At 49.3% G+C, this 21,986-nt stretch carries 40 protein-coding genes; 38 read left to right on the top strand and 2 right to left on the bottom strand.

The window, feature by feature from the left end:
- Positions 1-29: 29 nt before the first annotated feature.
- The 28 genes from HOP45_RS11530 to HOP45_RS11395 all read left to right on the top strand — a co-directional run bounded on the left by HOP45_RS11530 (position 30) and on the right by HOP45_RS11395 (position 15,722).
- The gene (locus HOP45_RS11530; RefSeq protein WP_181349436.1) at positions 30-185 is read left to right on the top strand and encodes a hypothetical protein; all 156 of its coding nucleotides are present in this window, start codon (positions 30-32) and stop codon (positions 183-185) included.
- Between the two features lies 1 nt (position 186).
- Positions 187-333, top strand: a complete 147-nt coding sequence (locus tag HOP45_RS11525; RefSeq protein WP_181349435.1) for a hypothetical protein — start codon at positions 187-189, stop codon at positions 331-333.
- Between the two features lie 223 nt (positions 334-556).
- A complete protein-coding gene (locus HOP45_RS11520; protein WP_181349434.1) occupies positions 557-805 on the top strand; it encodes a hypothetical protein in 249 nt (82 codons plus the stop codon).
- A gap of 213 nt (positions 806-1,018) precedes the next feature.
- Positions 1,019-1,753 (top strand): hypothetical protein, encoded by a 735-nt coding sequence (locus HOP45_RS11515; protein ID WP_181349433.1) that lies wholly within the window; start codon positions 1,019-1,021, stop codon positions 1,751-1,753.
- Positions 1,754-1,797: 44 nt separating this feature from the next.
- Positions 1,798-3,957, top strand: a complete 2,160-nt coding sequence (locus tag HOP45_RS11510; RefSeq protein WP_181349432.1) for a DNA polymerase — start codon at positions 1,798-1,800, stop codon at positions 3,955-3,957.
- Entirely contained in the window at positions 3,932-4,417 is a 486-nt protein-coding gene (locus tag HOP45_RS11505; RefSeq protein ID WP_181349431.1) for an AP2/ERF family transcription factor, read from the top strand. Before HOP45_RS11510 ends, HOP45_RS11505 begins: the two co-directional genes overlap by 26 nt.
- Entirely contained in the window at positions 4,418-5,476 is a 1,059-nt protein-coding gene (locus tag HOP45_RS11500; protein ID WP_181349430.1) for a hypothetical protein, read from the top strand.
- Positions 5,476-5,655: a hypothetical protein gene (locus HOP45_RS11495; protein ID WP_181349429.1), complete on the top strand. Its 180-nt coding sequence runs from the start codon at positions 5,476-5,478 to the stop codon at positions 5,653-5,655. The genes HOP45_RS11500 and HOP45_RS11495 overlap by 1 nt, the downstream gene beginning before the upstream one ends.
- Positions 5,642-6,172 (top strand): crossover junction endodeoxyribonuclease RuvC, encoded by a 531-nt coding sequence (locus tag HOP45_RS11490; RefSeq protein WP_181349428.1) that lies wholly within the window; start codon positions 5,642-5,644, stop codon positions 6,170-6,172. The genes HOP45_RS11495 and HOP45_RS11490 overlap by 14 nt, the downstream gene beginning before the upstream one ends.
- 27 nt (positions 6,173-6,199) lie before the next feature.
- Positions 6,200-6,358 carry a hypothetical protein gene (locus tag HOP45_RS11485; protein WP_181349427.1) on the top strand — a complete coding sequence of 53 codons (159 nt, stop codon included), beginning with the start codon at positions 6,200-6,202 and terminating at the stop codon, positions 6,356-6,358.
- Positions 6,359-6,544, top strand: coding sequence for a hypothetical protein (locus HOP45_RS11480; RefSeq protein ID WP_181349426.1), 186 nt, complete (start codon positions 6,359-6,361; stop codon positions 6,542-6,544).
- A complete protein-coding gene (locus HOP45_RS11475; RefSeq protein ID WP_181349425.1) occupies positions 6,545-6,886 on the top strand; it encodes a hypothetical protein in 342 nt (113 codons plus the stop codon).
- Positions 6,883-7,098, top strand: a complete 216-nt coding sequence (locus tag HOP45_RS11470) for a hypothetical protein (protein WP_181349424.1) — start codon at positions 6,883-6,885, stop codon at positions 7,096-7,098. The genes HOP45_RS11475 and HOP45_RS11470 overlap by 4 nt, the downstream gene beginning before the upstream one ends.
- Positions 7,098-7,307 carry a hypothetical protein gene (locus HOP45_RS11465; RefSeq protein WP_181349423.1) on the top strand — a complete coding sequence of 70 codons (210 nt, stop codon included), beginning with the start codon at positions 7,098-7,100 and terminating at the stop codon, positions 7,305-7,307. Before HOP45_RS11470 ends, HOP45_RS11465 begins: the two co-directional genes overlap by 1 nt.
- 104 nt (positions 7,308-7,411) lie before the next feature.
- Positions 7,412-7,594, top strand: coding sequence for a hypothetical protein (locus tag HOP45_RS11460; RefSeq protein ID WP_181349422.1), 183 nt, complete (start codon positions 7,412-7,414; stop codon positions 7,592-7,594).
- A gap of 3 nt (positions 7,595-7,597) precedes the next feature.
- Entirely contained in the window at positions 7,598-7,816 is a 219-nt protein-coding gene (locus HOP45_RS11455) for a hypothetical protein (RefSeq protein ID WP_181349421.1), read from the top strand.
- Positions 7,813-8,064: a hypothetical protein gene (locus tag HOP45_RS11450; protein WP_181349420.1), complete on the top strand. Its 252-nt coding sequence runs from the start codon at positions 7,813-7,815 to the stop codon at positions 8,062-8,064. The genes HOP45_RS11455 and HOP45_RS11450 overlap by 4 nt, the downstream gene beginning before the upstream one ends.
- A gap of 19 nt (positions 8,065-8,083) precedes the next feature.
- Positions 8,084-10,339, top strand: coding sequence for a ribonucleoside-triphosphate reductase, adenosylcobalamin-dependent (gene nrdJ / locus HOP45_RS11445; protein ID WP_181349419.1), 2,256 nt, complete (start codon positions 8,084-8,086; stop codon positions 10,337-10,339).
- A gap of 93 nt (positions 10,340-10,432) precedes the next feature.
- Positions 10,433-11,080 carry a PhoH family protein gene (locus HOP45_RS11440; protein WP_181349418.1) on the top strand — a complete coding sequence of 216 codons (648 nt, stop codon included), beginning with the start codon at positions 10,433-10,435 and terminating at the stop codon, positions 11,078-11,080.
- Positions 11,074-11,262 (top strand): hypothetical protein, encoded by a 189-nt coding sequence (locus HOP45_RS11435; protein WP_181349417.1) that lies wholly within the window; start codon positions 11,074-11,076, stop codon positions 11,260-11,262. The genes HOP45_RS11440 and HOP45_RS11435 overlap by 7 nt, the downstream gene beginning before the upstream one ends.
- Entirely contained in the window at positions 11,259-11,438 is a 180-nt protein-coding gene (locus HOP45_RS11430; protein ID WP_181349416.1) for a hypothetical protein, read from the top strand. The genes HOP45_RS11435 and HOP45_RS11430 overlap by 4 nt, the downstream gene beginning before the upstream one ends.
- A complete protein-coding gene (locus HOP45_RS11425) occupies positions 11,435-11,626 on the top strand; it encodes a Lar family restriction alleviation protein (RefSeq protein WP_181349415.1) in 192 nt (63 codons plus the stop codon). Before HOP45_RS11430 ends, HOP45_RS11425 begins: the two co-directional genes overlap by 4 nt.
- A 99-nt stretch (positions 11,627-11,725) precedes the next feature.
- The gene (locus HOP45_RS11420) at positions 11,726-12,349 is read left to right on the top strand and encodes a dUTP diphosphatase (protein WP_370458012.1); all 624 of its coding nucleotides are present in this window, start codon (positions 11,726-11,728) and stop codon (positions 12,347-12,349) included.
- A 29-nt stretch (positions 12,350-12,378) separates the two neighbouring features.
- Positions 12,379-13,185, top strand: coding sequence for an FAD-dependent thymidylate synthase (thyX, locus tag HOP45_RS11415; RefSeq protein ID WP_181349481.1), 807 nt, complete (start codon positions 12,379-12,381; stop codon positions 13,183-13,185).
- Entirely contained in the window at positions 13,149-13,679 is a 531-nt protein-coding gene (locus HOP45_RS11410; RefSeq protein ID WP_370458009.1) for a 3D domain-containing protein, read from the top strand. Before thyX ends, HOP45_RS11410 begins: the two co-directional genes overlap by 37 nt.
- 18 nt (positions 13,680-13,697) lie before the next feature.
- Complete coding sequence (locus HOP45_RS11405; protein WP_181349414.1) at positions 13,698-14,501, top strand: hypothetical protein; 804 nt, start codon at positions 13,698-13,700, stop codon at positions 14,499-14,501.
- A 1-nt stretch (position 14,502) separates the two neighbouring features.
- Positions 14,503-14,952 carry a DUF3310 domain-containing protein gene (locus tag HOP45_RS11400; protein WP_181349413.1) on the top strand — a complete coding sequence of 150 codons (450 nt, stop codon included), beginning with the start codon at positions 14,503-14,505 and terminating at the stop codon, positions 14,950-14,952.
- The gene (locus HOP45_RS11395) at positions 14,949-15,722 is read left to right on the top strand and encodes a DNA-methyltransferase (RefSeq protein ID WP_181349412.1); all 774 of its coding nucleotides are present in this window, start codon (positions 14,949-14,951) and stop codon (positions 15,720-15,722) included. The genes HOP45_RS11400 and HOP45_RS11395 overlap by 4 nt, the downstream gene beginning before the upstream one ends.
- 30 nt (positions 15,723-15,752) lie before the next feature.
- Here the strand turns inward: HOP45_RS11395 and HOP45_RS11390 are convergent, their stop codons facing one another.
- The gene (locus HOP45_RS11390; protein ID WP_181349411.1) at positions 15,753-16,109 is read right to left on the bottom strand and encodes a hypothetical protein; all 357 of its coding nucleotides are present in this window, start codon (positions 16,107-16,109) and stop codon (positions 15,753-15,755) included.
- 115 nt (positions 16,110-16,224) lie between these two features.
- On the opposite strand from HOP45_RS11390, the gene HOP45_RS11385 reads away from it, so the two are divergent.
- The 10 genes from HOP45_RS11385 to HOP45_RS11340 all read left to right on the top strand — a co-directional run bounded on the left by HOP45_RS11385 (position 16,225) and on the right by HOP45_RS11340 (position 20,742).
- The gene (locus tag HOP45_RS11385) at positions 16,225-16,569 is read left to right on the top strand and encodes a sigma factor-like helix-turn-helix DNA-binding protein (protein WP_181349410.1); all 345 of its coding nucleotides are present in this window, start codon (positions 16,225-16,227) and stop codon (positions 16,567-16,569) included.
- Entirely contained in the window at positions 16,569-17,090 is a 522-nt protein-coding gene (locus HOP45_RS11380; protein WP_181349409.1) for a hypothetical protein, read from the top strand. The genes HOP45_RS11385 and HOP45_RS11380 overlap by 1 nt, the downstream gene beginning before the upstream one ends.
- Positions 17,068-17,847 (top strand): HNH endonuclease, encoded by a 780-nt coding sequence (locus HOP45_RS11375; RefSeq protein WP_181349408.1) that lies wholly within the window; start codon positions 17,068-17,070, stop codon positions 17,845-17,847. The genes HOP45_RS11380 and HOP45_RS11375 overlap by 23 nt, the downstream gene beginning before the upstream one ends.
- 127 nt (positions 17,848-17,974) lie before the next feature.
- Positions 17,975-18,553 carry a hypothetical protein gene (locus HOP45_RS11370; RefSeq protein ID WP_181349407.1) on the top strand — a complete coding sequence of 193 codons (579 nt, stop codon included), beginning with the start codon at positions 17,975-17,977 and terminating at the stop codon, positions 18,551-18,553.
- Positions 18,554-18,719: 166 nt separating this feature from the next.
- Positions 18,720-18,896 carry a hypothetical protein gene (locus tag HOP45_RS11365; protein WP_181349406.1) on the top strand — a complete coding sequence of 59 codons (177 nt, stop codon included), beginning with the start codon at positions 18,720-18,722 and terminating at the stop codon, positions 18,894-18,896.
- Positions 18,897-18,967: 71 nt separating this feature from the next.
- Positions 18,968-19,363, top strand: coding sequence for a hypothetical protein (locus HOP45_RS11360; protein ID WP_181349405.1), 396 nt, complete (start codon positions 18,968-18,970; stop codon positions 19,361-19,363).
- A gap of 382 nt (positions 19,364-19,745) precedes the next feature.
- Positions 19,746-19,994 (top strand): hypothetical protein, encoded by a 249-nt coding sequence (locus tag HOP45_RS11355; RefSeq protein WP_181349404.1) that lies wholly within the window; start codon positions 19,746-19,748, stop codon positions 19,992-19,994.
- A 30-nt stretch (positions 19,995-20,024) separates the two neighbouring features.
- Positions 20,025-20,204, top strand: coding sequence for a hypothetical protein (locus tag HOP45_RS11350; RefSeq protein ID WP_181349403.1), 180 nt, complete (start codon positions 20,025-20,027; stop codon positions 20,202-20,204).
- Entirely contained in the window at positions 20,162-20,359 is a 198-nt protein-coding gene (locus tag HOP45_RS11345) for a hypothetical protein (protein WP_181349402.1), read from the top strand. Before HOP45_RS11350 ends, HOP45_RS11345 begins: the two co-directional genes overlap by 43 nt.
- Positions 20,360-20,364: 5 nt before the next feature.
- On the top strand, positions 20,365-20,742 hold the full coding sequence (locus tag HOP45_RS11340) for a phBC6A51 family helix-turn-helix protein (protein WP_181349401.1): 378 nt from the start codon (positions 20,365-20,367) through the stop codon (positions 20,740-20,742).
- Between the two features lie 666 nt (positions 20,743-21,408).
- On the opposite strand, the gene HOP45_RS11335 is transcribed toward HOP45_RS11340, so the two are convergent.
- Positions 21,409-21,948, bottom strand: a complete 540-nt coding sequence (locus HOP45_RS11335) for a site-specific integrase (RefSeq protein WP_181349479.1) — start codon at positions 21,946-21,948, stop codon at positions 21,409-21,411.
- Positions 21,949-21,986 lie beyond the last annotated feature (38 nt).

Raw genomic sequence — 21,986 nt, 5'->3', positions numbered from 1 at the left:
AACTTATCCGAAATAGGAGGACGAATAACATGCGCAAAATATTCACGAAATCCCGCCGACAACGCCGCGAAGAAGCGCGCGAGGCCGGCGAGCCATTCCAACCGAGGTACCATTACGGAATGGAGCCGAAGAATTACGCGGAATATTACGGGGGTTACGGAGTTAAACGGAAAGGGGCGAAGTAATATGGTACGCGTTAAATTTTATTGGAGTAATGGAGAAAAGAACGGACATTTTCTCGTAGAATCTCCGTCTCTCAAAGAATGTATGGAAATCGGCGAACAAGAGGTAACGGAATCAGGAGCAACACTAGACGATTGGCAATTCGCTTAATCATGGAGAGGGGAAGATCATTATCGCATACTACACGGAGAAAATCGGAATTTACTCGCAGCTAATCGCAAAATCAGCGCTAATTGCCGGAGGTTGGGAAGGCGTATCGGAGCCGGAAACGCACGAATATTACGACCTTTCCGCCAATGATCCGGCAACGGGCGTTAATAAGAAATTCCAGGTTAAAACGCTCAAACGCCGCGATAAAGGCGGAGACTGGTACGTGCTTTATGCGCGGAACGGACAAGGAAAGGCGTATGGGGTCGACAACGCCTCGGATTATTACATCGGAGTGCTGGTCGACGATGGCGAAACACCGCGTATTTTCCTCATCGAAAATAGCAATCCGAGCCAAGCGGAGTATTGGAGCAAAACGTACGAAGCTACGGAAAAGTGGACGGAGCTACCAATCGGACTCGACCGGGCTTCCTTACGCGAAAAGATCGGTATTACAACGGAAGTGAGCGCGTGAGTCTAGACCGGTTCTCCCGCCGCCTGCCGACCGACCCTCCGGCGTTGCCCACGTACACAACTTGCGTAAATTGCGGCGACGAGATATTGAGCGGGCATGAGGCGTGGGTGCTTGCGGAGTCAGGCGCCTGGGCTTGCGGCATAACTTGCGCGGGAGAGGACTTTAACAAGGCGGTTGCGGGCGAAAATTAAACGAAAAAGGAGCGATTTATAGATGGCGAAAATTACGCAGGACGGAATTACAATCGAAGGATCAGTCGAGGAGTTGCGCGAAATGGGGTTCGAGTTTGAGCAATCGGAATACAAAACGGAGAAACGTCCGGCGAAAGTGGGCGAACGTATTCTGATTACGAAAGCTGATCGGATCGACGGTCAGACGCATGAAGACGGCGATGTATTAACCGTAACAGAGACGCATGCTTGCGCAAGAAATGACGTACACGTAGCGGAACAGCCGGAATTCATCGACTTCAAGGAATACGAGGTTATCGTGGGAAAGGATAGGCAGCCGGAGTTGAAACCCGGAGATTATGCGAAGGTTATTACGGAAGAAACGGAAAAGTTACGAAAAGGAGATATCGTCAAAGTCACGAAAAATGCCGGGAGGGCGTATGATTTCCGATGCTACCTCCTGGACGATAGCGAAGACGAGTTGTTCCACGCCGGAGACTTAACGCCAGCAACCGACGAAGAAGTCGCGGAAGCTAAACGGAAAGCGGCGGAGCACCGACGCGAAAAGATATTCACGGACGCCGGACGCAAGGTCGACGAATATCGCGAAGGGGATGTCGTTAGATTTACGGAGTCAACCGGATCTGAATACGGCGAAGGAGATACCGCAATTGTAGGCGAGGTTATGTCGGACGGAGATTTCCACTTCGACGGATATCACGGAGAGCCGAGCTGGTGTGTTCCGGTCGTATTCGTAGAAAATCGCCTCGATAACTAACGTATTAACAACGCCAAAGGAACGGAAGGAGGTGGCGCGGGAATATGCAATTACGGTTGAACTTAGCGGGCGAGCAGACGGAAAATAACGAGGCGGAAGCGAAAGTAGCCGACGCCCGAAAACGGCAGGCTGACGCGCAGGAAGCTAACGCGGAGCCGTTGGAAGAGGCGTGGGGCAGAATTATGCGATCGAAGTCTTACGCGAACAACCAGGCGAAAATGGACGCGGTGAAGCAGGCGATGTTTTCCGGAGAGCTCGGGCGTGAGGATGGCGCGAAAGGGAAGTTCTCGGCTGCCGAAGCACTCCGTTTATACAAGTACCTGGCCGAACAAAAACGCGAAGAACGCCTGCGTGATATGGCGGAATCAGTTCCGGACAACTACTGGCTAGTTACGGACGAAGCGAGCCTGACCGAACTAACTCATATATTGGACGACGAAAAAGAAATCGTATTCGACGTAGAAACGACGGGTGTTAACGTATGGCGCGATAGAATAGTCGGCCACGTAATCACGGCTATACAGGCGGACATTCATGCGTACATTCCTACGAAGCACAAAACGGATCATCCGCAGCTCGATAATGAGTACGTGGTTAAAACGCTTAAGCCGTATTACGAGAATCCATCGCTAGGGAAGCTCGCCCACAATGCCAAGTACGATATACACATGCTCGACCGAGACGGCGTTGATTTACGAGGTTTAACGTGGGATACGCAGGAAGCTATGCGGATGCTTAACGAGAATGAGCCGTCCTTTGCGCTTAAGCCGTTGGTTACGAAATACCTCGATATACAATCGGAAAAGTACGATGAGCTTTTCGGAAAAAATACGGGATTTGACGAAGTGGACGATTTACAAGTGGCGCTTGCATATGCGGCGAAAGACGGTGACGTAACTAGGAAACTACGAGACTTCCAACGGGAGCATTTAGCGAGGTTTCCGGATATTCTCGAATATTACACCTCCGTCGAAGTTCCGCTAATTCATACGGTGGCGCAAATGGAAATGACCGGATTCGACATCGACCTGGAATACGCGAAGGAATACGGGGCGGAAATCAAAGCGGAGATTGATCGGTTATACGCGGAGTTGATTGACGAGTTAGGCGACATTAACCTCAACTCTCCGGCTCAACTTAAACCTGCGCTAGAGGCGGCAACGGGCGAAACACTCGAATCAACGGACGCTAAGAAAGTCCTTAAGCCGTTAAAGAAAAAACATTCCGTAATAGCTAAACTACTCGACTATAAAGATAACTTCAAACTTTACTCAACGTATATAAACGCGCTTCCTGAGTTAGTCGATGAGCGTACCGGTAAGTTATATACAAACTTTAATCAGAACGGCGCCAAGACAGGGCGCTTTTCTTCCGGAGGATCAGGTGTCAATCTTCAAAATCAACCTAAGAAAGCACGTAAACTATTCACGGCGCCAAAAGGTTACGTAATACTCGGCGGAGATTGGTCGCAACAAGAATACCGTTGTCTAGCGTACTTCTCGCAAGACCCGAAGCTAGTCGAAAATTACGAAAAAGGCCACGACCTTTACGCGTCCATCGCCTCGGAAGTATTCGAGAAACCGATCGAGGAGTGCGGAGACGGAACAACCTATCGAAGTCAGGCGAAGGTAATCATGCTTGCGGTAGCTTACGGCGGAGGGCCAAACATGCTTAAGGACGCTATCGGAATCGACAAGAAAGAGGCGCAAAAATTCCTCGATAACTTTTTCGAACGTTTCCCTGTCGTTAAGCAATGGGTCGAGGAAAATCAGAAGTACGTAAAAAAGCACGGCTACGTATGGATGGATCGTAATCAACGGAAACGCCGCCTGCCTGACGCAAAGGATCGGAGCGCAAACGGACATTACTCCGCCGTATTTACGCAATCAACCAACGCCCGAGTACAAGGCTCCGCGGCGATTCAGACGAAGGTGACGATGAACGAGCTTCAATCGTTATGTGACCGGAAAACTGCGGAAGGTAACGGAGAATGGCGTCTTTACTGCGTTGTCCATGATGAGGCATTAGTCCTAGTTCCGGAGACTATTACGAGGCAGGACGTAAAAGAGTTCGAGGACGTCATGGTAAATACGTACATTTTCGGCAATATACCGAACGCCACAGACCTCGAGTTCTACCGTAGATGGGGCGTAGGTATAAGCATAGAGGAGTGGTTCAATGACAAAAAGACTACCGTTAACTAAAGGAAAGTTTACCTTAGTGGACGATGAGGATTTTGATTGGTTAAACGAAAATAGCTGGTACTTCGAGGACACTGGGTGCGGATACGTTTGCAGACGGAAGAAGGTAGGATACAGACAGTATAAAAAAGTTTATATGCACCGAGAGATTATGAAAGCCAAGGAAAACACAGAAGTAGACCACGTAAACAGGAGCGGGTTAGATAACCGAAAGAAAAACCTCAGATTTACAGACAGAAGTAAAAACATGTTCAACACCGGAGTTAAAACAAACAACACATCTGGTTACAAAGGAGTCAGCCGATGTGGTCAGAAATGGCGGTCGAGAATATATAAAAACGGAAAAGAGATTATTATAGGTTGTTTTGAAAACAGAGAAGAAGCAGCAAGCGCCTATAACCAGAAAGCAGAAGAGTTGTACGGAGAGTTCGCGTTCAAAAACGAGATAAAAGGAGACGATTAATTGACGAATAAAAAACGAGAAGAAGAATCAGCTGTAAACACACTTCAAACTGGAATTGATGAAATTAATAACAGTAAAGCCCAAGAAATTGCGGACGTATTCCTTGATTACCTCGACGACTTTCACGCGCTTAGCGAAGTCTGGGACAACGAACTCGACACGCAGATTAACCGGTGGTACGCGAACGCCCCGAAGCTATTTCCGAAACGCCCGTACTTTTCTCCGTCGAGCGCCAACGCCTGTCCGCGTATGCTTTATATGAAAGCCAAGCGCGCGAAGAAGGACAATTTCGATAAGCAGCCGCACCAAACGCGATGGGCGGCGATCGGGACGGCAATCGGCAGCGTGATTCAGCGGGATATACTCGCAATGGAGAGAAACTACGAAAAGAAGCGCGGAAAGCCGACGCCGTTTAAGTTTGAACGGACGCCGGAAGGATTTCCGCAATTTGAGGACTTCGCCAAAAAGAATCACCGCGTCGAGCATAACGGCAAATCCTTCTATCTATACGGAACATGCGACGGAATCCTCGAGTACGCCGATCCGGAAACAGGCGAGCTTTTACGCGTCGGCCTCGAGATAAAGTCGAAGCAGACCTCCGCAGCTAAGACGTCCCATTATTCGATGCGCCAACCGGAGGAGAAGCACGTCAAACAATGCGTAGCTTATGCGGAAATGTATAACGTGTCAAAATTCATCATCCTATACGTCAACGCCGCGAAAAAGACGTGGGTTTACGACGATGACACCTACGCAAAGAATCCGGACATCCGGGCGTTTGGCGTGAATATTACGGAGGCTGATAAACGCGAGCTATTCGACTACTTTACGAAGGTGCAGACGTCGATTGACGCGAACGACCCATTACCGTTAGACCTCGACAATTGGACGTTCAACAACTTCAAGCAGGCGTGCGCGACGTCTCTTTCCGACGATGAACTAGCGGAGTTACAACGTAAGAAAAAGGCGGCACTTAAGTCGAACATGCCCGGCTTCAAAAAGGCGCAGATAGTTGACGCGGTTGAGCAGATCGAACAATTACGTGAGGAGGCGGAGTGATGATAAAAACTATCGGACACATTACGCAATCTGATCCTGATAAATTCCATGCGGATTTAACGGAATATGTAGATAGTCTCCAGTCAAAGGGGATTATTTGCGAAATTCAATACCAACAATCGGACCACACAATGTCCGCCTTAATACTCGGAAGGGACTCAAGCAATGCCGGAAACTAAGGCGCCGACTATCCGTATACTCACGTTCGATATCTCGCTTTCGCGTCCGGGCGCCGCAGTCCTCGAATACAAGAACGGCACGGCGAAGATAATTGCCCTTTCTCACGTCCGCACCGACGCCAAACAGCCGTACGCCGTTCGCGGCAAAACGATCGAGGCTTGGGCGCACTTATTCATCGCGGACAACCAAACGCCGTCTCGACCGTATTCCGTAATCCTCCGCGAAAAATATTCCGGCAAATTCGGCAACCACTCGATATTCACCGCCCACGCCGGAATAGATCGGGCAATGTTCGATTTTTCACTCGCAGACACCGCGAAGCCTATTCCGCAGCAATCCGTAAAAAAGCTCGTCGTCGGAAAAGGGCGCGCAGAAAAGGCGGAGGTTGAGGCGGCTGTTCGGGAGCTTACGGGCTTTAGCGGGGAATTTGCTTACGACGATGAAAGCGACGCGGCTGCGATTGGATTGGCGTGGTTGATACGCGAAGGTTACTTGGAAGGAATTCCGCAAAGTTAGTTCGGAGAATTAGAAGGAGGCGATCGGATGAAATACCGCATATACCGATTCTTTAATACAATCGCACATTTAACGTTCAAGAAACGCAGGACTGCGGATAATTACGTAGCGCTTATCCATGGCGGATATATCAGTAAGCGGGCGATGATGTTCTTACTTTCGTACAAAGCTAAGGAGGACGAATAAGTGTATAAATACTACGCGCTGATTGGTACGGAAAGATACGTTCATAAAACGCAGATTGACCATAAAACGTATAAACGTTTTCAGTCAGAAAGTTTTAAATCCTCTTCACTTGAGACAATTAACGGTCGATTAAATATAGCGCCTTCCGAGATAATTTTTATTGAATTCACTAAGGAGGTCGATTAAATGACGAAAAATTTCAACCATAATTTGGCGGTAATGCTTGCAGGGGTTATGACGTTAATTAAACTGGTGGCTTTTCTTGTAGACGGAAACCCTTTCTTCCAACTTCCTACTTTAATCATCGTAGTCGTGAATTTTGCAGTCCATTATGGAGTCGGACGATTCTTGTTACTAATGCTAGATTTAGCTACAAAAGTAACATCCAAAAAGAATGAGGAGAGTTTAGATTTCGGTACAGACCTCGACGTAAAAATTGAAATGGATGGAGAAACGGTTTACCACAAGCCGAAAGGATACACGTTAAAGAGTTACGATGAAATCATTAGAGAGGCGGATAAGAAATGAACTACGATCGGATTATCGGACTATCAATGGCGTCAGCTACGCGAGCAAATTGCGCAAAAGGGGCGAAGGAAATCGCCGAAGAAATGCGAGAAACCTTACGCCAAATCGACGTAACCGAGGACGAAAAAGCCGACATCATCGCGGACTTCAAGTCGGATTTTAACGAGGGGATGAACGAAATTATCGAAGACATCCGAAAGGGGCGGATTTGATGGCCGGAATACTACGCAACACCTTCATACTCATGTCCGTCATTTGGCTCACGGCGATCGTCTGCTTAACCGTCGGCTATCCGCAACCTGGCTTCGTCATATTCGTGAGTTATGCGCTGAATGCGGCGGCTTGCGGATTAATGGCGCTGGCGTTTACGAAGGTAGACGGCGTAGATGTCGTACGCGAAACGGAAAGGGAGGACGAATGATACTCGTCGATTATATTCCGGAGATGTTAACGGTGATGGTATTAACGTACGTATTCGGCGCAATTAGCGTACGTCTTTACGAGAAGAATAAGGAGGATGGTTAAATGAAAAACTTACTATTTTTAATCGCAGGTAAAGAGGAAGGTTTCGAATTCTCGGACGGAAAAACATTTCTTGTCGGCAATCCGGATGAGGCGATCGAAACATTACGCGGAGAAGGATATCGTATTTTCTACGTTGCCGAGGAAGTAAGAAGAGTCGACGATATCATCGGACAGGAGGAATAACGCATGCCCCGATTAAACAACGAATTTTCCGCAACCTTCCTCGCCCAACTCCGGCAAATCGAACGCCACCAGGAACGGAGGCGCGGCGAGTTGGAGTACGATCTTTTGGCGGCAAAGGAACGCGTACAGGCGCTTAAGGCGGAGCTCGCGGAGACAGAACGCGGGGTTGCGGAATCGCGGGCGTTGCTCGAAAAGTTTGGCGGAGAGGAGGGCGACGAATGAGCGAGTTTCTGACGATTACCGTTTTGATCGCGGTGTTTTACGTGCTGCCTGCGTATATAAATTGGCGGCAGGTACGGTGGATGCACACGCACATATTTAAAAATATTACGCCGACCTCGATAGATATACTTTTTACCGTAATACCAGGCGTTAACGTCGTGATAATGGTGTTAAATGCGTTTGCTATTTTAGCGGAGAAAATCCGTCCAAGAAAACGAGGATTTCCGGAAAAGTTTTTCAAGTTATAACCGAAAAGGAGACGATTAAATGACGCAAATGGAATCGAAGCTACTAACGGAGGAATTTCTCGGGCAATACGCGGACTTTCCCGAGCATATGAACGAACTAGGTAAATTCGTATACTACCGGACTTACTCCCGTTACCTTCCGGAGAAAGGTCGGAGAGAAACGTGGAAAGAGACGGTCAAGCGGGCGACGGAATATAACGTAGAACTCGGCGTAAAGCATACGGAAAAGATCGGCTATGCGGTGGATTACGATGGATTCCGCAAAGAGGCCGAGGAGTTTTTCGATAACATGTTCAACCTCCGCCAGTTCCTATCGGGGCGTACACTTTGGGTGGGCGGTGCAGACGGAAGCGTGGCCGACAAATATCCGCTCTCTAATTTTAACTGCAGCTATACGAACATCCGAAGCTACGAAGACTTAGGCGACTTGTTCTACTTGCTCCTCGTAGGCACCGGCGTCGGATTTAAATGTACGAAGCAATTCGCGCAAGAACTTCCGCCTATTCGTAACGACATCGACGTAATCCACGAAGAATATACGCAGCGCTACCCGCTAGTCAAAGAGGACACTACGAACCTATTCGTAATTAACGAAGGCAAAAAGGCGGTCATTCACGTAGGAGACTCGAAGGAAGGTTGGGTCGAGGCGCTCCGGACATTCTTCCGTTTGCACACCGAGTCAGAGTACGAAGGAATCGAGGAAATCGGAATTTTCTACGACTACATCCGTCCGAAAGGTGCGAGGCTGCATACGTTCGGCGGAACTGCCAGCGGATATGAGCCGTTGAAAGAAATGTTCGAAGGAATCGCGAAGGTAATCCGGAATGAAATTGATTCTTCGCTCGATCCGTTGGAAAAGGTGGGCGAAGGTAAGGTTAAACTACGTCCGGTTCATATCCTGGATATCGGAAACTTAATCGGAAATAACGTGGTCGTTGGGGGTGTACGAAGAACGGCCGAGATATTTCTGTTCGACGCGGACGACTACGAGTCTATGTTCGCAAAGTACGGAATTAACGGAATATGGAACGTCGAGCAGCACGAAAAGGTCGTCGGACTCGTAGAAAAGGCGGGGTTAAACGCGTTAGCGAATAAACTGGCCGAGCTGCCTACGATGGATCCGAACGCAAGGCCGTTGCACCACCGGAGAATGTCGAACAATTCGGTATGGTTCGAAGATAAGCCGAGCAAGCAGACGTTGAATCTCGTATTTGAATTAATGCAGGCGGAAGGTGAACCCGGACTAGGAAATGCGGCGGAAGCGAAAAGACGACGACCGAACGCGGAAGGTGTAAACCCATGTTTCGAGATATTACTTGACTCTTACGGCGTATGTAACTTAACGACGGTAAACCTCGTTGAATTCGTAAAGGACGGGCAATTGGATATGGAAGGTCTTATGGAAGCTCAACGCCATTCTGCACGTGCAGGTTTACGGATGACCCTCGTTGACCTCGAAATTCCGCATTGGAACGAAGTACAGCAACGCGACCGCCTACTCGGAACATCGTTAACTGGCGTAAAAGATGCGCTCGCTTTAATCGATATTCCGGATTCACTCACCGCCATAGATTACGAAAAAACGCTCGTCGATATGCTCGGATACGAAGCGCGCAAAGCAGCCGACGACTACGCGAAAGAACTCCGCGTGAATGCGCCGTTACTCGTAACAACGGTAAAGCCGGAGGGTACTATTTCGCAAGTAGCAGGCGGCGTATCGAGCGGATTGCATTACTCGCATTCACCGTACTACATCCGCCGAATCCGAATCAGCGCGAATGATCCGTTAACCGAGGCCGCGAAGGACTTAGGTTGGACGATAAATGCGGAAGTAGGTACGCCAGGCGAAACGAACGAAGAACGCCTTGCAAACGCTCGTACGCTCGTCATCGACTTTCCGATTAAATCCGGCGCTGAAAGAACGAAAGACGACGTGCCTGCTGCGGAACAACTTGATACCTACTTTACATTCCAACGTAATTATACGGAGCACAACTCGTCTAATACGATTACCGTCCGGCCGGATGAATGGGGTGTAGTTGAGGACGTTGTGTACGATAATTGGGACGACTTCGTAGGTGTATCATTCCTCCAATTGGACGGAGGTTCTTACGAGCTCGCACCTTACGAGAAAATAACGAAGGAACAATACGACGAAATGAAGGCGAAGATGACCGACTTCGATCCGGCTGCCCTCGAGCGGTACGAAACGGGAGAAGGTTCGGACTTAGAAGGCGCTGACGGCTGCGAAGGTGGCGTATGTCCGGTTCGGTAAAAATGCGGACTATAACCGGCACGATTCTCGCGTTTTACGCCTATAACACGTAGAAAGACGAAAGGCACGCAAATATAAAGGAGGCGGAATAGAATGGGACTTCCGGAATCAGCCGAATTGTTTTACGGACTCAACCTGACGGACGAGCAACGGATTTACGTCGATTCCATTTTCGATAATCAACTTACGATCGTCAACGCCGGTGCGGGCAGCGGAAAAACGACGCTCGCCATCGGCGCGGCGAAAATCCTCGGAAAGCCGTTAGTATACACGTTCAGCCCGGTCGAGGAGCAAAAGCTCGGCGCAACGCCCGGCTCGCTCGAGGAGAAGGAGTCGAAGTATCTGACGCCATTGTACGATGCGCTTTCGGAAATAGGCGAAGATCCGCGATTTTCAATTTACCGCGAAGAAAATCCGGAGCTCATCAACCGGCAGACGTGGATTACGGCGAAGTCGCACGTATTCATGCGCGGGTCGAATATCAAGGACTCGACGTTGGTAATCGACGAAGCTGCGAATTTTACGCGCGGAGACTTGAAGAAGGTTTTAACCCGCGTACATTCATCGACGAAGGTTATTATGATCGGACACGACAAACAATGCGACCTTCCGAATCCGGCGAAGAGTGGCTTCGTTCCTTACCTCGAACATTTCCGAAATGAGCCGTACGCAAAGGTCGTCGGATTAACGCACAACTTCCGAGGTGAACTAGCGACGAAGGCGGACTTGCTCGAGTGGTGAGCGGAGGGGCGAAAAGAGTTTACGTATCAACGTTCTTATTCGAAGGCTGGGCGGAAATCACCGACTATATTCCGAGTGAAGTTTACCCGTATCAGATTACGCTAGATGAGCCGGACATCCACGGCCACCGAATCAAGCGCGTATGTGAGGACGATTTTAACGAAAAGGAGACGATAATATGACGCAAACAAACGTACGAAAGACCAACCTTTCCCGCCAAGACTTCGCCAACCTCCTCCGGTATCTATCTTCCCCGGAGGAACCGGACTTTGCGGAGGTCGAGGAAATCGCGGAACGCAACGGATTTTACTTCGCGGCAGACGGCGTGTTGTGGGAACACGGGGAGGACGTACGATGACTATTCCGGCATTAAAGCCGTGTCCGTTCTGCGGAAAACCTCCCGCGATGAGGTGGACGTTAGATGAGCCGGTCATTGAATGCGCGAATAGAAAGTGCGCATTCCAGCCGAGCACGTTCCTTCATATTACGACGGACAATGCCCGGGTATTAGCGATGAAATGGAACGAACGGAAAGGAGACGATTAAATGAGCGGACGACAAACGAAATCTGCCGAAGCATTAGCGCGCTTTTTAGCGGACATGGACTTAGGCTCTCCGAAAATGGACGATGACTATTCGTTAAGGTTGGCGGAGGCACGCGCGCTATTAAACCCGCCGAGCAAGCAACGCGTCAAAATACGCAAGTTACACCCGGACGCCATCATCCCAACGTACGCCCACGAAGGCGACGCCGGCGCGGACTTGTACGCGGTAGAAGATACGGTGATTGAACCTGGAGATACCGCCGTCATTAAAACGGGGATATCCGTCGAGCTTCCGGCGGGTTACGAATGGCAAATCCGGCCGCGTTCCGGCATTTCTGCGAGGACGAAACTTCGCGTAGCAAACGCGCCAGGTACGGTGGATTTTGGCTTTAAGGGAGAGGTCGGCGTGATTATGGATAATGTGGCGCAGGATCACGATTTCCCTACGACGGAAGATATCGTGCTATATACGGACGGAATAAGCTCTAGGATGGCGAAGGATGACGAGGTAGATTGTTCGTACCATATCCGCAAAGGAGAACGCATAGCCCAAGCCATCCTCGCGCCGGTTGCTTCCGCAACGTTCGTCGAAGTTGATACGTTGGATGAGTCGGATAGAGGCGAAGGTGGCTACGGAAGCTCGGGCGTAAGGAATACGGAGGAATCCGAGGACAATTGGCCGGACGAAGAACTCGCGGACAAATTCGAAAGGGAGGACGATTGACTATGAGCGATAGCTTGGCGGAAACTACGATGAATGTAACATTAATGGCACATACGCAACTGAGCGACGATTTCCATTCGTATTTGAGCGGTAAGTTAGATGAAATTGACACAGACTTGCAGATACTCGGAGCTTCCGACGGCCAAGCGGTCGCACTTACCGCCATCCGTACGTGTTATTCCCCGAACAAACCGACGGAGGTTATTCCGAAAGAAGGCGGAAAATACTTCGGCAAACAGGCGTCAGACGGCGGAAAAGGATCGGACGCTGACCGTTTGTTCCGCCATATCGTAAAGAGCGGTCATACTAGCACCCTCGAGCATATATCGTTCACCTTCGCTATTGAAGGCGTGAGTCGGGCGTTGTTGGCTCAACTGACTCGCCATAGAGTCGGTTTCTCTTTCAGCGTACAGTCGCAAAGGTACGTCAAGCTCGGGAGCGAGAATAAATCAGGCGGAATGAATTACGTTGTACCGGAGAAAACGAGGCATAAGACGTATAAGCCGAATTTTAAGAGCGAATCAATGGCGCGGTTAGATACGGAAACGTCCGCGGAAGATATATTTGAATCTGCGATGGAAGAAGCGCAATTCTACTACGATTGGCTTCGAGAAGCCGGCGTACCTCCGGAAGATGCCCGCGCCGTATTGCCGAACGCCACCGCATGTAATCTCGTAATGACGGCTAACCTTACCGCGTTGCTGTCCTTTTACGCAAAACGGCGTAAAGGCAACGGAGCACAGTCGGAAATTGCGGACTTGGCGGAATCAGTTCGAGCAGCCGTGACGGAAGTCGAGCCGTGGACGGAGCAGTTTTTCGAAGGGGCCACGCAATGACGCCCTTTCTCCCCGTGCTCACCGCGCTCATGCTCGTCGGACAACCGGATGAGGCGGAATTACCGGCGGAACAAGCGGAGCAAGCCGAGGTTGAGGCTACGGATACTCACGTTACTACTAGCGATAATCCTGACGCTAATGGCGCAGGTTCTGGTGGTAACAGCGGTAACAACGATGTAACTCCCGCGCAAACGTTCGAAGCCACGGCGTACACAGCCTTTTGTGATTCCGGTTGCATAGGCGTAACCGCGACGGGAATCGACGTAAGCAATACGGTCAAACACGACGGACGGCGCGTAATTGCGGTAGATCCGGCTGAGATTCCGCTAGGTAGCGAGTTACGGATTGAAACGGGAGGCGGTCGCGTGATTAAAGGTATAGCCGCGGACACAGGCGGCGCAATTCGGGGCGAACGTATAGACGTCTTAATGGCGGATAAACAGGATGCACTAGACTTCGGAAGGCAGGACGTGGAGGTTACGGTGCTAAAATAACGAAAGGTGGACGAAAATATGACGAAGAAGCATTACATTTACGACGATGAGCTGAAGGTTGAGCGGGAGTACGCGGAGGTTGGCGGAGAAGCGAGCGTAGGCGATTACGTTTACGATCCACTAGAAGGCCCCGTCAGCAAAGTTACTTACGTTACCGCACTTGAATATCAACTTAACGGAATTTTTTATTTCGATAAATCACGTATGAGAAAACTCGCCCCGACCGGCAACGTGCGCGTCCCTAAACCGGACGGAAGCCCCGGAGAAACCTACGCTTTAACCGACCGGAAGGCGGACGTAGGTGAGCGGATTATCATTACGCACCCAAACCATCGCGGAAGAATTCTCGAAGTAACGGAGGTTAAATCCTTCGGAGATTTCGTAAGTAGTACGCCTGTCGACGGAATTGGAGGAATATACCCGTATTGCCGGACGGATGAGTATACCGTACTCGAGCCGATTGAGCCGGCGCAATCCCCGCCGCAATCCTCCGCGCCAGCCAGCCCCGAACAGCTCTTCGCAAATTTAGTCCGGCGAGTGGCGGAGCTTGAGCAGAAAGTACGCGTAATTGACAACTATAACGACGAAAATGACGCAATTCGCCGCGACCTGCAGACGTTCGCGCAAGTGGCCGAACAAGCGAAGTATCAGGCGAAACATGCGCGGGATTTGTCCGAGGATAATTCGAAGGACATTATTACGCTCGATGAACGAACGCAGCCGGAATCCTTAGCGGAGGCAGTCGCGAAGGAGCAGGCGGAGAGCAAACGGAAGTTCGACGCGGCGAAGGCCGAATATTTCCGAAAAGGTGGGTGCGTATAGGATGGAGATTAGGATTACGGAATCTTTCGGTTTTTATAAAGAAGGCGAAATTTACGAGACAATCGGAGGAAAAGAGCGTTCGCTCCACGGAGACAAGTTCGGGTTTTTCGTAAAGCACGAAATGAATAAACGCGAAGGCGAGGCGGCGTTTGTCTACGAGGAGCATTGCGGAATAATCGAATACGGACAACCGGGAACCCCCGACGTAGTTTCGCAACCTTCGCACTATACCCGGTCAAAATTCGAAACGATCGAAATTATCGAGGAAATCACGCAGGGTTACGACGATGGTTTCGTTGGAATGTGCGTAGGAAACGCGCTGAAATATTTGGCCCGCGCGCCGTACAAGCACGCTGAGCCGAGTGAAGACCTTGCCAAGGCAACGAAATATATCGAGTTTGCTACGGAATATTTAGAGAGGAAGGAAAATCCGAAGGAGGGCGATGAATGAGCGAGATTATAACGGGTAATAACGTTGATGTACTGCGGACAATGAAGGGTGGATACGTCGACCTTACGGTTACTAGCCCTCCATACGAAGACTTACGTAAGTACAACGGCTTTTCATTAGATTTCGACGGGTTGGTCAGTGAGCTATACCGAGTTACAAAAGAAGGTGGAGTGGTTGTTTGGGTGGTCGGAGATAAGACAGTCAAAGGATCCGAAAGTGGAATGTCTTTCCGCCAAGCCTTAAAATTCATAGACGCCGGTTTCCGTTTGCACGATACGATGATTTATGAGAAGGATAGCCTCAGTTTTCCGGATAAAACAAGGTACAATCAAATATTCGAGTATATGTTCGTATTTAGTAAAAGCCGTCCAAAAACGATTAATCTTATCAAAGACCGTCCGAATAAGCACGCGAATGGACGTAAGCATATAAAAGGTAATTATCGTACAGCAGACGGGCAAACAAAGCGACACAATAAGCAGAACTTACTCCAACCGCTCGGCGTGAGGAATAATATCTGGCGTATATCTACCGGATGTAATAAGTCAACAACGGACAAAGAGGCGTACAAACACCCGGCAATTTTCCCGGAAAAACTAGCGAACGATCATATAATTACGTGGTCAAACGAAGGTGACGTCGTACTAGATCCGTTCGGCGGATCCGGAACTACAGCGAAGATGGCCGCGCTAAATAACCGCCAGTACATTCATATCGATTGTTCCGAGGATTATAACGAAATCGCCCGCGGAAGATTAGCGAAAGTATAACGCAAAAAAAAGACGCCTAACCGACGAAAGTTAAGCGCCCTGCACCAGGCGGAAGATAAACGCATTCTTCGGAGCGCCCTTTACGCCCTTTCCGATATACTCGAACTTGTGTGGCGCCTGTCCTGCGGCAAATGCGTAATATTTCACGAATTGCCGGGCGGAGGCGTAGCACCGTTTGTCGAGCGGATACGGACTCAACCCCGATTGCTCCGACGTTTCCGCCGAGGCCACCGCAAGCAATTTTTGATCGGAGTCGTAGGCGATGTATACGGCGTCGTACGGTCGGAGACCCAGCTGGCGTTGCGTGGTCGCGTTGAAATAAAAGCGCCGCTCGCGGTCGAGTGTGACGAAAGCGGGCGCATCGTTCGAGATCCATTCGAATGGCATCGTATTCAATCCTTTCATAGCCGGTCTGTTTACGTTAATACAGCGAATATCTAACGACATGTTACTACGAGTTTACCCGAAAGTCAAGCGAAATATACGTAAGAGGAGCGATTAAATGACGGACAATAGCGAAGAAACGGAAGACTATACGCAAAAGACGAAACGCCTCCTCCGCAACTACCCGGCCTTCCAGGCGAAAAAGTACGCGGGCGATTTCGAGGCAACCGACATACTCCTCGATCTTGAGCGGGCGGTTGAGAAAGCGAAGCTAACCGGTAGGCAGGCGGAGGCGCTTCGCTACATTTACGAGGAGGACATGACGCAGGTTGCCGCAGGTGAGCGGATGGGCGTGAGTCAGCAGACGGTGATTGAAACGTACGAGCGTGCGGTTGATAAGATTGCGGAAGTGTACGAGCAATGGGGGCACAAGGACGCAAAAGACGAATTGGAGGCGGAGTAATGACGGCAAATTACAACGAAAAACTAAACGAACAATTAACGAAAATAAAACACGACACAAAATCGGGATTACTTACTCGAGAGGAAAGAGCGGTACTTATCGACAGGGCTACGCAGGAATATGCGCTAGCACACGCGGAACATATCGACAGCCTAAATCCGGATAAAACTCCGATAGATGTACGAATGAGAGACGAAAAACTCCTCGATCAACTATCCGACTTGATGCTAGACGAAGAATTACGTGATCCAACCGCGTATAAAATAGCCAACGCGGAGTATCCGTTTATGAGCGACCGGATGATAGATAAAAGGACGTCTAAGGACACGAAAGACACCGCTATCGACAAGGAGTCCGAGAGGGTATCGAGGGGAACACGTAGGCAACGTACTAAATACGAAAATTCTTTTATGGATCGTAGACATAAAGCGCATAACAAAGCGATGAGAAAACGGTATAACGACTTTATTAAAGGTAGGACGGAAGGGGTGCTTAATGTTGTCATTAAAGAAGAGGAATGATTACGACGTTTCATTTCGAAAAGCTGTTAAGCACCTTCACGAAGAACCTCCGGAAAGCCGAGGATTTTTATCTCACGAGATGTGTGAGCAATACTACGACGACCACGGAGATTATCCGGCTGATTATTTCCTTGAGAAGATGGCGGACGCACTATTGCACGAAACGTTGTCTAACTCTAGTCCTGGTAAAATGAAACGTGAAGAATACCCTATTCTTAGTGAATCTCAATTGAATCGGAGAAAGAACGGCGGTAATAAAAGAAATGAATCAAAACGTTATGAGGTTCCATTTCATAAGGAAGAAATCGATAAGTTACTTATTATGAGAGAGGATATTAGCATGTACCCGGAATGTAATAAGGTAACATTAAAGGCGCAGGTAACTAAGGAAGTCGATGAATACGACCAAATAAACGAGGAACAGCCTGTTACTACGTATTTTACCGACCCTTCTTCGCCGATTGATAAGCGAAAGAATAGCGAAGGCAGAGGAGACGGCGTTCAGCAATGGGCGGCTACGGTTAAAGAGCGCGATAGATACCGATGCCAAAATCCGATGTGTGACCGCAGGGCCGGAATAATGCACGCCCATCATATTCATAACTACGCAGACTATCCGGAATTACGGATGGATACCGACAACGGCGTTACATTGTGCGAGCCATGCCACTACGAGTTCCACGGAATATACGGAAAATACCGGACAAACGAAGAAGATTTAAAGGAATTTTTCGGAGAAACCCTGTATTTACCCTAAAAACGTTGGGTATTAAAGAATGTAAGGGAAATTTAGGTAAAATTACGCGGGCTTAACGGCCGGCGTTTTCCTTTGCGAAAATTTGACGAATTAAATCGAGCCGAAAGGCGAAAAGGAGCTGACGAAAATGGCGGCAGAAAACAATGCGCGCGGATTTGTCGTACGAAGAGGCGGAAGAGAATTACTTAAGGTACTTAAACGAGAAGGTAATCGAATACTCGCGCAAGAAGGCGACTATAACGTCTGGCTATCGGACGGAACGTACTACTATACGCACCTCCTATCGACCGAGCCTCCGGAGTCAAAGCGGAAATCAGTCGGAGAGCTTACGGTGGACCTCGATTGCTCCGAGGCCCTAACCGGACTCAAAGCGGTACAGCGCGAAGCAAAAGCGGCTGCGAGGGCGTTAAAGGACGTTGAAGAGGCGGGTAAAGCTACGGACTTGAGCGATTACAAACGCGCGCTCGAGGTTCTGACGAGCGAAACAAAACCGCCAGGTACTGCGGAGTACTTTTGGCAAAAGGCGCGTGACATAAGCCGGTACTCAACCGCAGAGTTAGCGGACGAATTAGCGCAGCGAGAAGGCGTCGATGAAGAGCGTGCAGCTCACGGAGATATTGTCGTCCATTACGCGGACGCTTTCGACGGGCAAGAGCGGGCATTCCGTACGAGTGGTCCGGCTAGGATCGTGGTGAATCACGATTAATACGACGTACGATATCCGAATCATAGACGAATTGGACGACAAAACACTCGGCACATATTACGGCGTGACAGCCGAAATGGTCGATAAGGCGTACGAGACAGTCGACGTTATGCAAGCGGTTGAAGTGATCGGGAGTTCGCATAAATAGTAAACGGAGGGATTACGAATGAACGAACAGTATTTCTATTGTTACTCTCCGCGCTTAAAAGGGCGCTTGCTGAACGAAGGCGAGCGTTTTATTTGCGTTGGATTAAACGAGAAAACCGGAAAGAAATTCTGGCTCTTTAAGCAAACGGACAAGTTAACCGGCGTGCTTTCCGAGTGGAAGCGTGAGAAAAGTTAAGCACAACCTTAAATTAACGGCCAGTTGGCCCTCGACAGTATATTACGACAACAGTAACGGAGGAATAAGATATGGAAGAGAACTACCGGCAATTAGCGCAAAAAGCCGCCCAAGAAAAGGCGGAGGTATTACGCGAAGGAGGCTACGCGGTTACGCCGCACGTCCTGTATCGCGAAATATTACCGGAGATAAAAGAGAAGTACGACGCCAGGACAGCGCAGGCTTGCGTAATCTTATACGGCTATCTACAGGCGTATGTGAACGGTGAGAGCGGTGGCGAACGATATATGTGGGCGTTTCCGAATCAGACGCAGATCGAGTGTGATACAGGCATCAAACGGAACAGATATACGCGGCTTACCGAGATCCTTCGCGCAGAGGGCCTGATGGAGACGAAGAAAGAATACCACGCAGGCCGCGAGAAGCTATTTTATCTTCCGTTGTACAGACGGAAAGGTAGCGGGTAAAGTTCCCGTGTACCCGATCAGGCACACGTCATGTACCTGCGGAGGCACACGTCATGTACCCGATCAGGCTCAGTAATAAGAACGAACTAAAGAGAACGAATTAAAAAGAATAGTAATAGCGAAGCAAAAGAGAAAGTACGGAAACCCCTTGGAAACTTACTCACTTACGTTCGTTGTTTCCGGGAAGCAGAGTTCGCTTCCAATAGGCTAATTACGAGAAGTTCGTTACAAACGTAAAAGATAACGTGATAAAGGGCAAGGGATTATTTAAAGGGTGTCAAGTACGCCAAAGAAGTTGACCAAAAGAAAGAAAAAGTGGCGCTAAAAAGAAAGAAAAGGTAAGCGCGCTGCAACTTTAATATTAACGGAGGTGGACCGAGCAATGGCGAAATTTGTGAACCGTCTCATTGTCGTTGATACAACCGACCAAGCACGCGCGTTAAACGCAGAATCTACTGACGGATTGTACCAAGATGACTACGCTATATCCTACGGAAAATCTGCTTTAGGTGTTCGATATAACACGCTTGAGTACCGTATACAAGACGTTAAGAGGCACGAAGAATACGAAGAGATGTTAACGCAAGGTCAATCGTGGTATGACGTAAGAAACGTTTTTAGAACATCTTGAACTTAATCATTCCGAAGGAGGCACGGACATATGACACGTAAGTTGAACGACAAGCCAGACGGAGAACGTGCCGTCCGATTAACGTCCATTACGGAGGATACTACGCAACCTGGCGATGAATGGGCGTCACATAAGATCGTAGGTATAGCGAAGGAGGAGGTTTTAGTATGGCGAACACAAACGCAAACAAACCGGAGGCAAACGAGCTAGTCCGATGTAAGGACTGCGTATTTTACGAGGAACATTACGGCTTTTGTACGAAACTGTTCGGTTATGACGAGGATGATTACGAATATAGTGCGATATACGTAACGCCTGAGGACGGTTGTACTTTCGGAGATAAATCGGAACGGAAAGGAGGTTAACGCAAATGGCGAAGAAACTGAACGAGAAGCAGTACGCAGCTATCGCATTATTGACGGAAACGGACTTAATGTACGAGGAAGTGGCGGAAAAGGTCGGATGTGACGTTAGTACGCTGAGGAGATGGCGCAGCCAGGACGACTTTAACGACGAGCTTAAGCGTCAGGTTATGCGGGCAGCAGTCGGTGACTTACCGAGAGTAATGCGCTCTATTCCGGATCATATTGTAGACGAGGGTAACGCGGCCATGTACCGTACGTTTATGCAGAGCCTCGGTTTACTTACGGAAAAGCACGAAGTTAATACGAAGGAAGAGAAGGCGAACACGGACGCAGTTAGAGCGGAGTTAGCTCGGTTCAAGCAGCGGAATAATGACGAGGAATAGGTAGCGGAATACGAAGTACCGCTTATACGTGATATATGGCGCACATATAATAGGAAGGAAAGCGGATATGTTACGGATATAGTGTACGCCGTAGCAAGCGGTAGTGACGTGTGTTGACCGGATTTATCAGCAACGCCCACTAGACGCGCGCCCTCCCGAACACTTTGGCGGATTTGGCGTGGCGTTTATACGGAATTTTATGCAGGATTTGCGGAGGAATAACGCTGTCATAGCGCGGATTATTCCCCTGCATATTATGCGGAGGATTTTACGGAGGAATTACGCGTTGATATGACGGGGATCTTGCGGTGAATGCAACACACTCATAGAGAGTCGCTTATGCGGAGTATTGCATGCGTATACGGTCGGACGAAAAAGGGCGGGGGCGGGTCGAAACCGCCGGGCCGCCGCCGGGCGACTCTAAAATCCGCGAATCAAATTTTCGCTTTGACCTCCGTCCTCTCAACGTACCTGATACGCACATTATACGCAACTCCCGTAGCCGACGGAACCCTGACGATGTAATCACGTAGTATTCCCGCAAAATTAACGCCTCTAAGCCGTTTTGTAGCCTATCGGGTACTTACGCCCTCTAAACGAACAAAAACGCCACACGCCCGCTTTAAAACGGAAATGTGACGTAAGCTGGACGTAGTCCGGGCGAAGCTACAGGTTAATCGCGTTGAATACGTTGTCGATGTCGTCTTGGACGATGCCGATATACCGCAAAGTTTCGCGTTGACTGGCGTGATTAAGGATCGCTTGAATAACCGTAAGGTCGACGCCGTTTTGGTACGCGTGATATCCCATCGTTTTTCGAAGTGAATGTGTCCCGATCTTTTCTACGCCGGCTCGTTCGGCCGCGGTATTCAGAATCCGCCAAGCAGTCGTCCGTGTAATCGGCTTGTTTCCTTTACGCGACGGAAAAAGGAGGTTATCGTCCGGCTCATCCGCCGGAATGTTTTCGCTAACAGCGGTTTGAATCGCCTGGTTAAGCGCGAACGTCCGGGTTTTCCCCGTTTTACCTTCGCGGACGGTAATCGCTTTTTGGTCGCGGACATCTTTTACGCGTAGTGGTAGGACGTCGGAAATCCGGAGTCCCGAGTTAATGCCGATGATGAAGAGTAACCGATCTCTTCCGGGTGTTAGCTCTTTTTTCATGCGCTCAATATCGGCGGTGTCACGTATGGGTTCTACGATATTCACGGAAAACAACTCCCTCGTAATTTGTGTTGCATTCAGTA

Source organism: Thalassobacillus sp. CUG 92003 (assembly GCF_013618635.1).
Lineage (GTDB): Bacteria > Bacillota > Bacilli > Bacillales > Halobacillaceae > CUG-92003.
The sequence above is the reverse complement of the archived record's forward strand: the minus strand, read 5'-3'. Positions and strand labels throughout refer to the sequence as shown.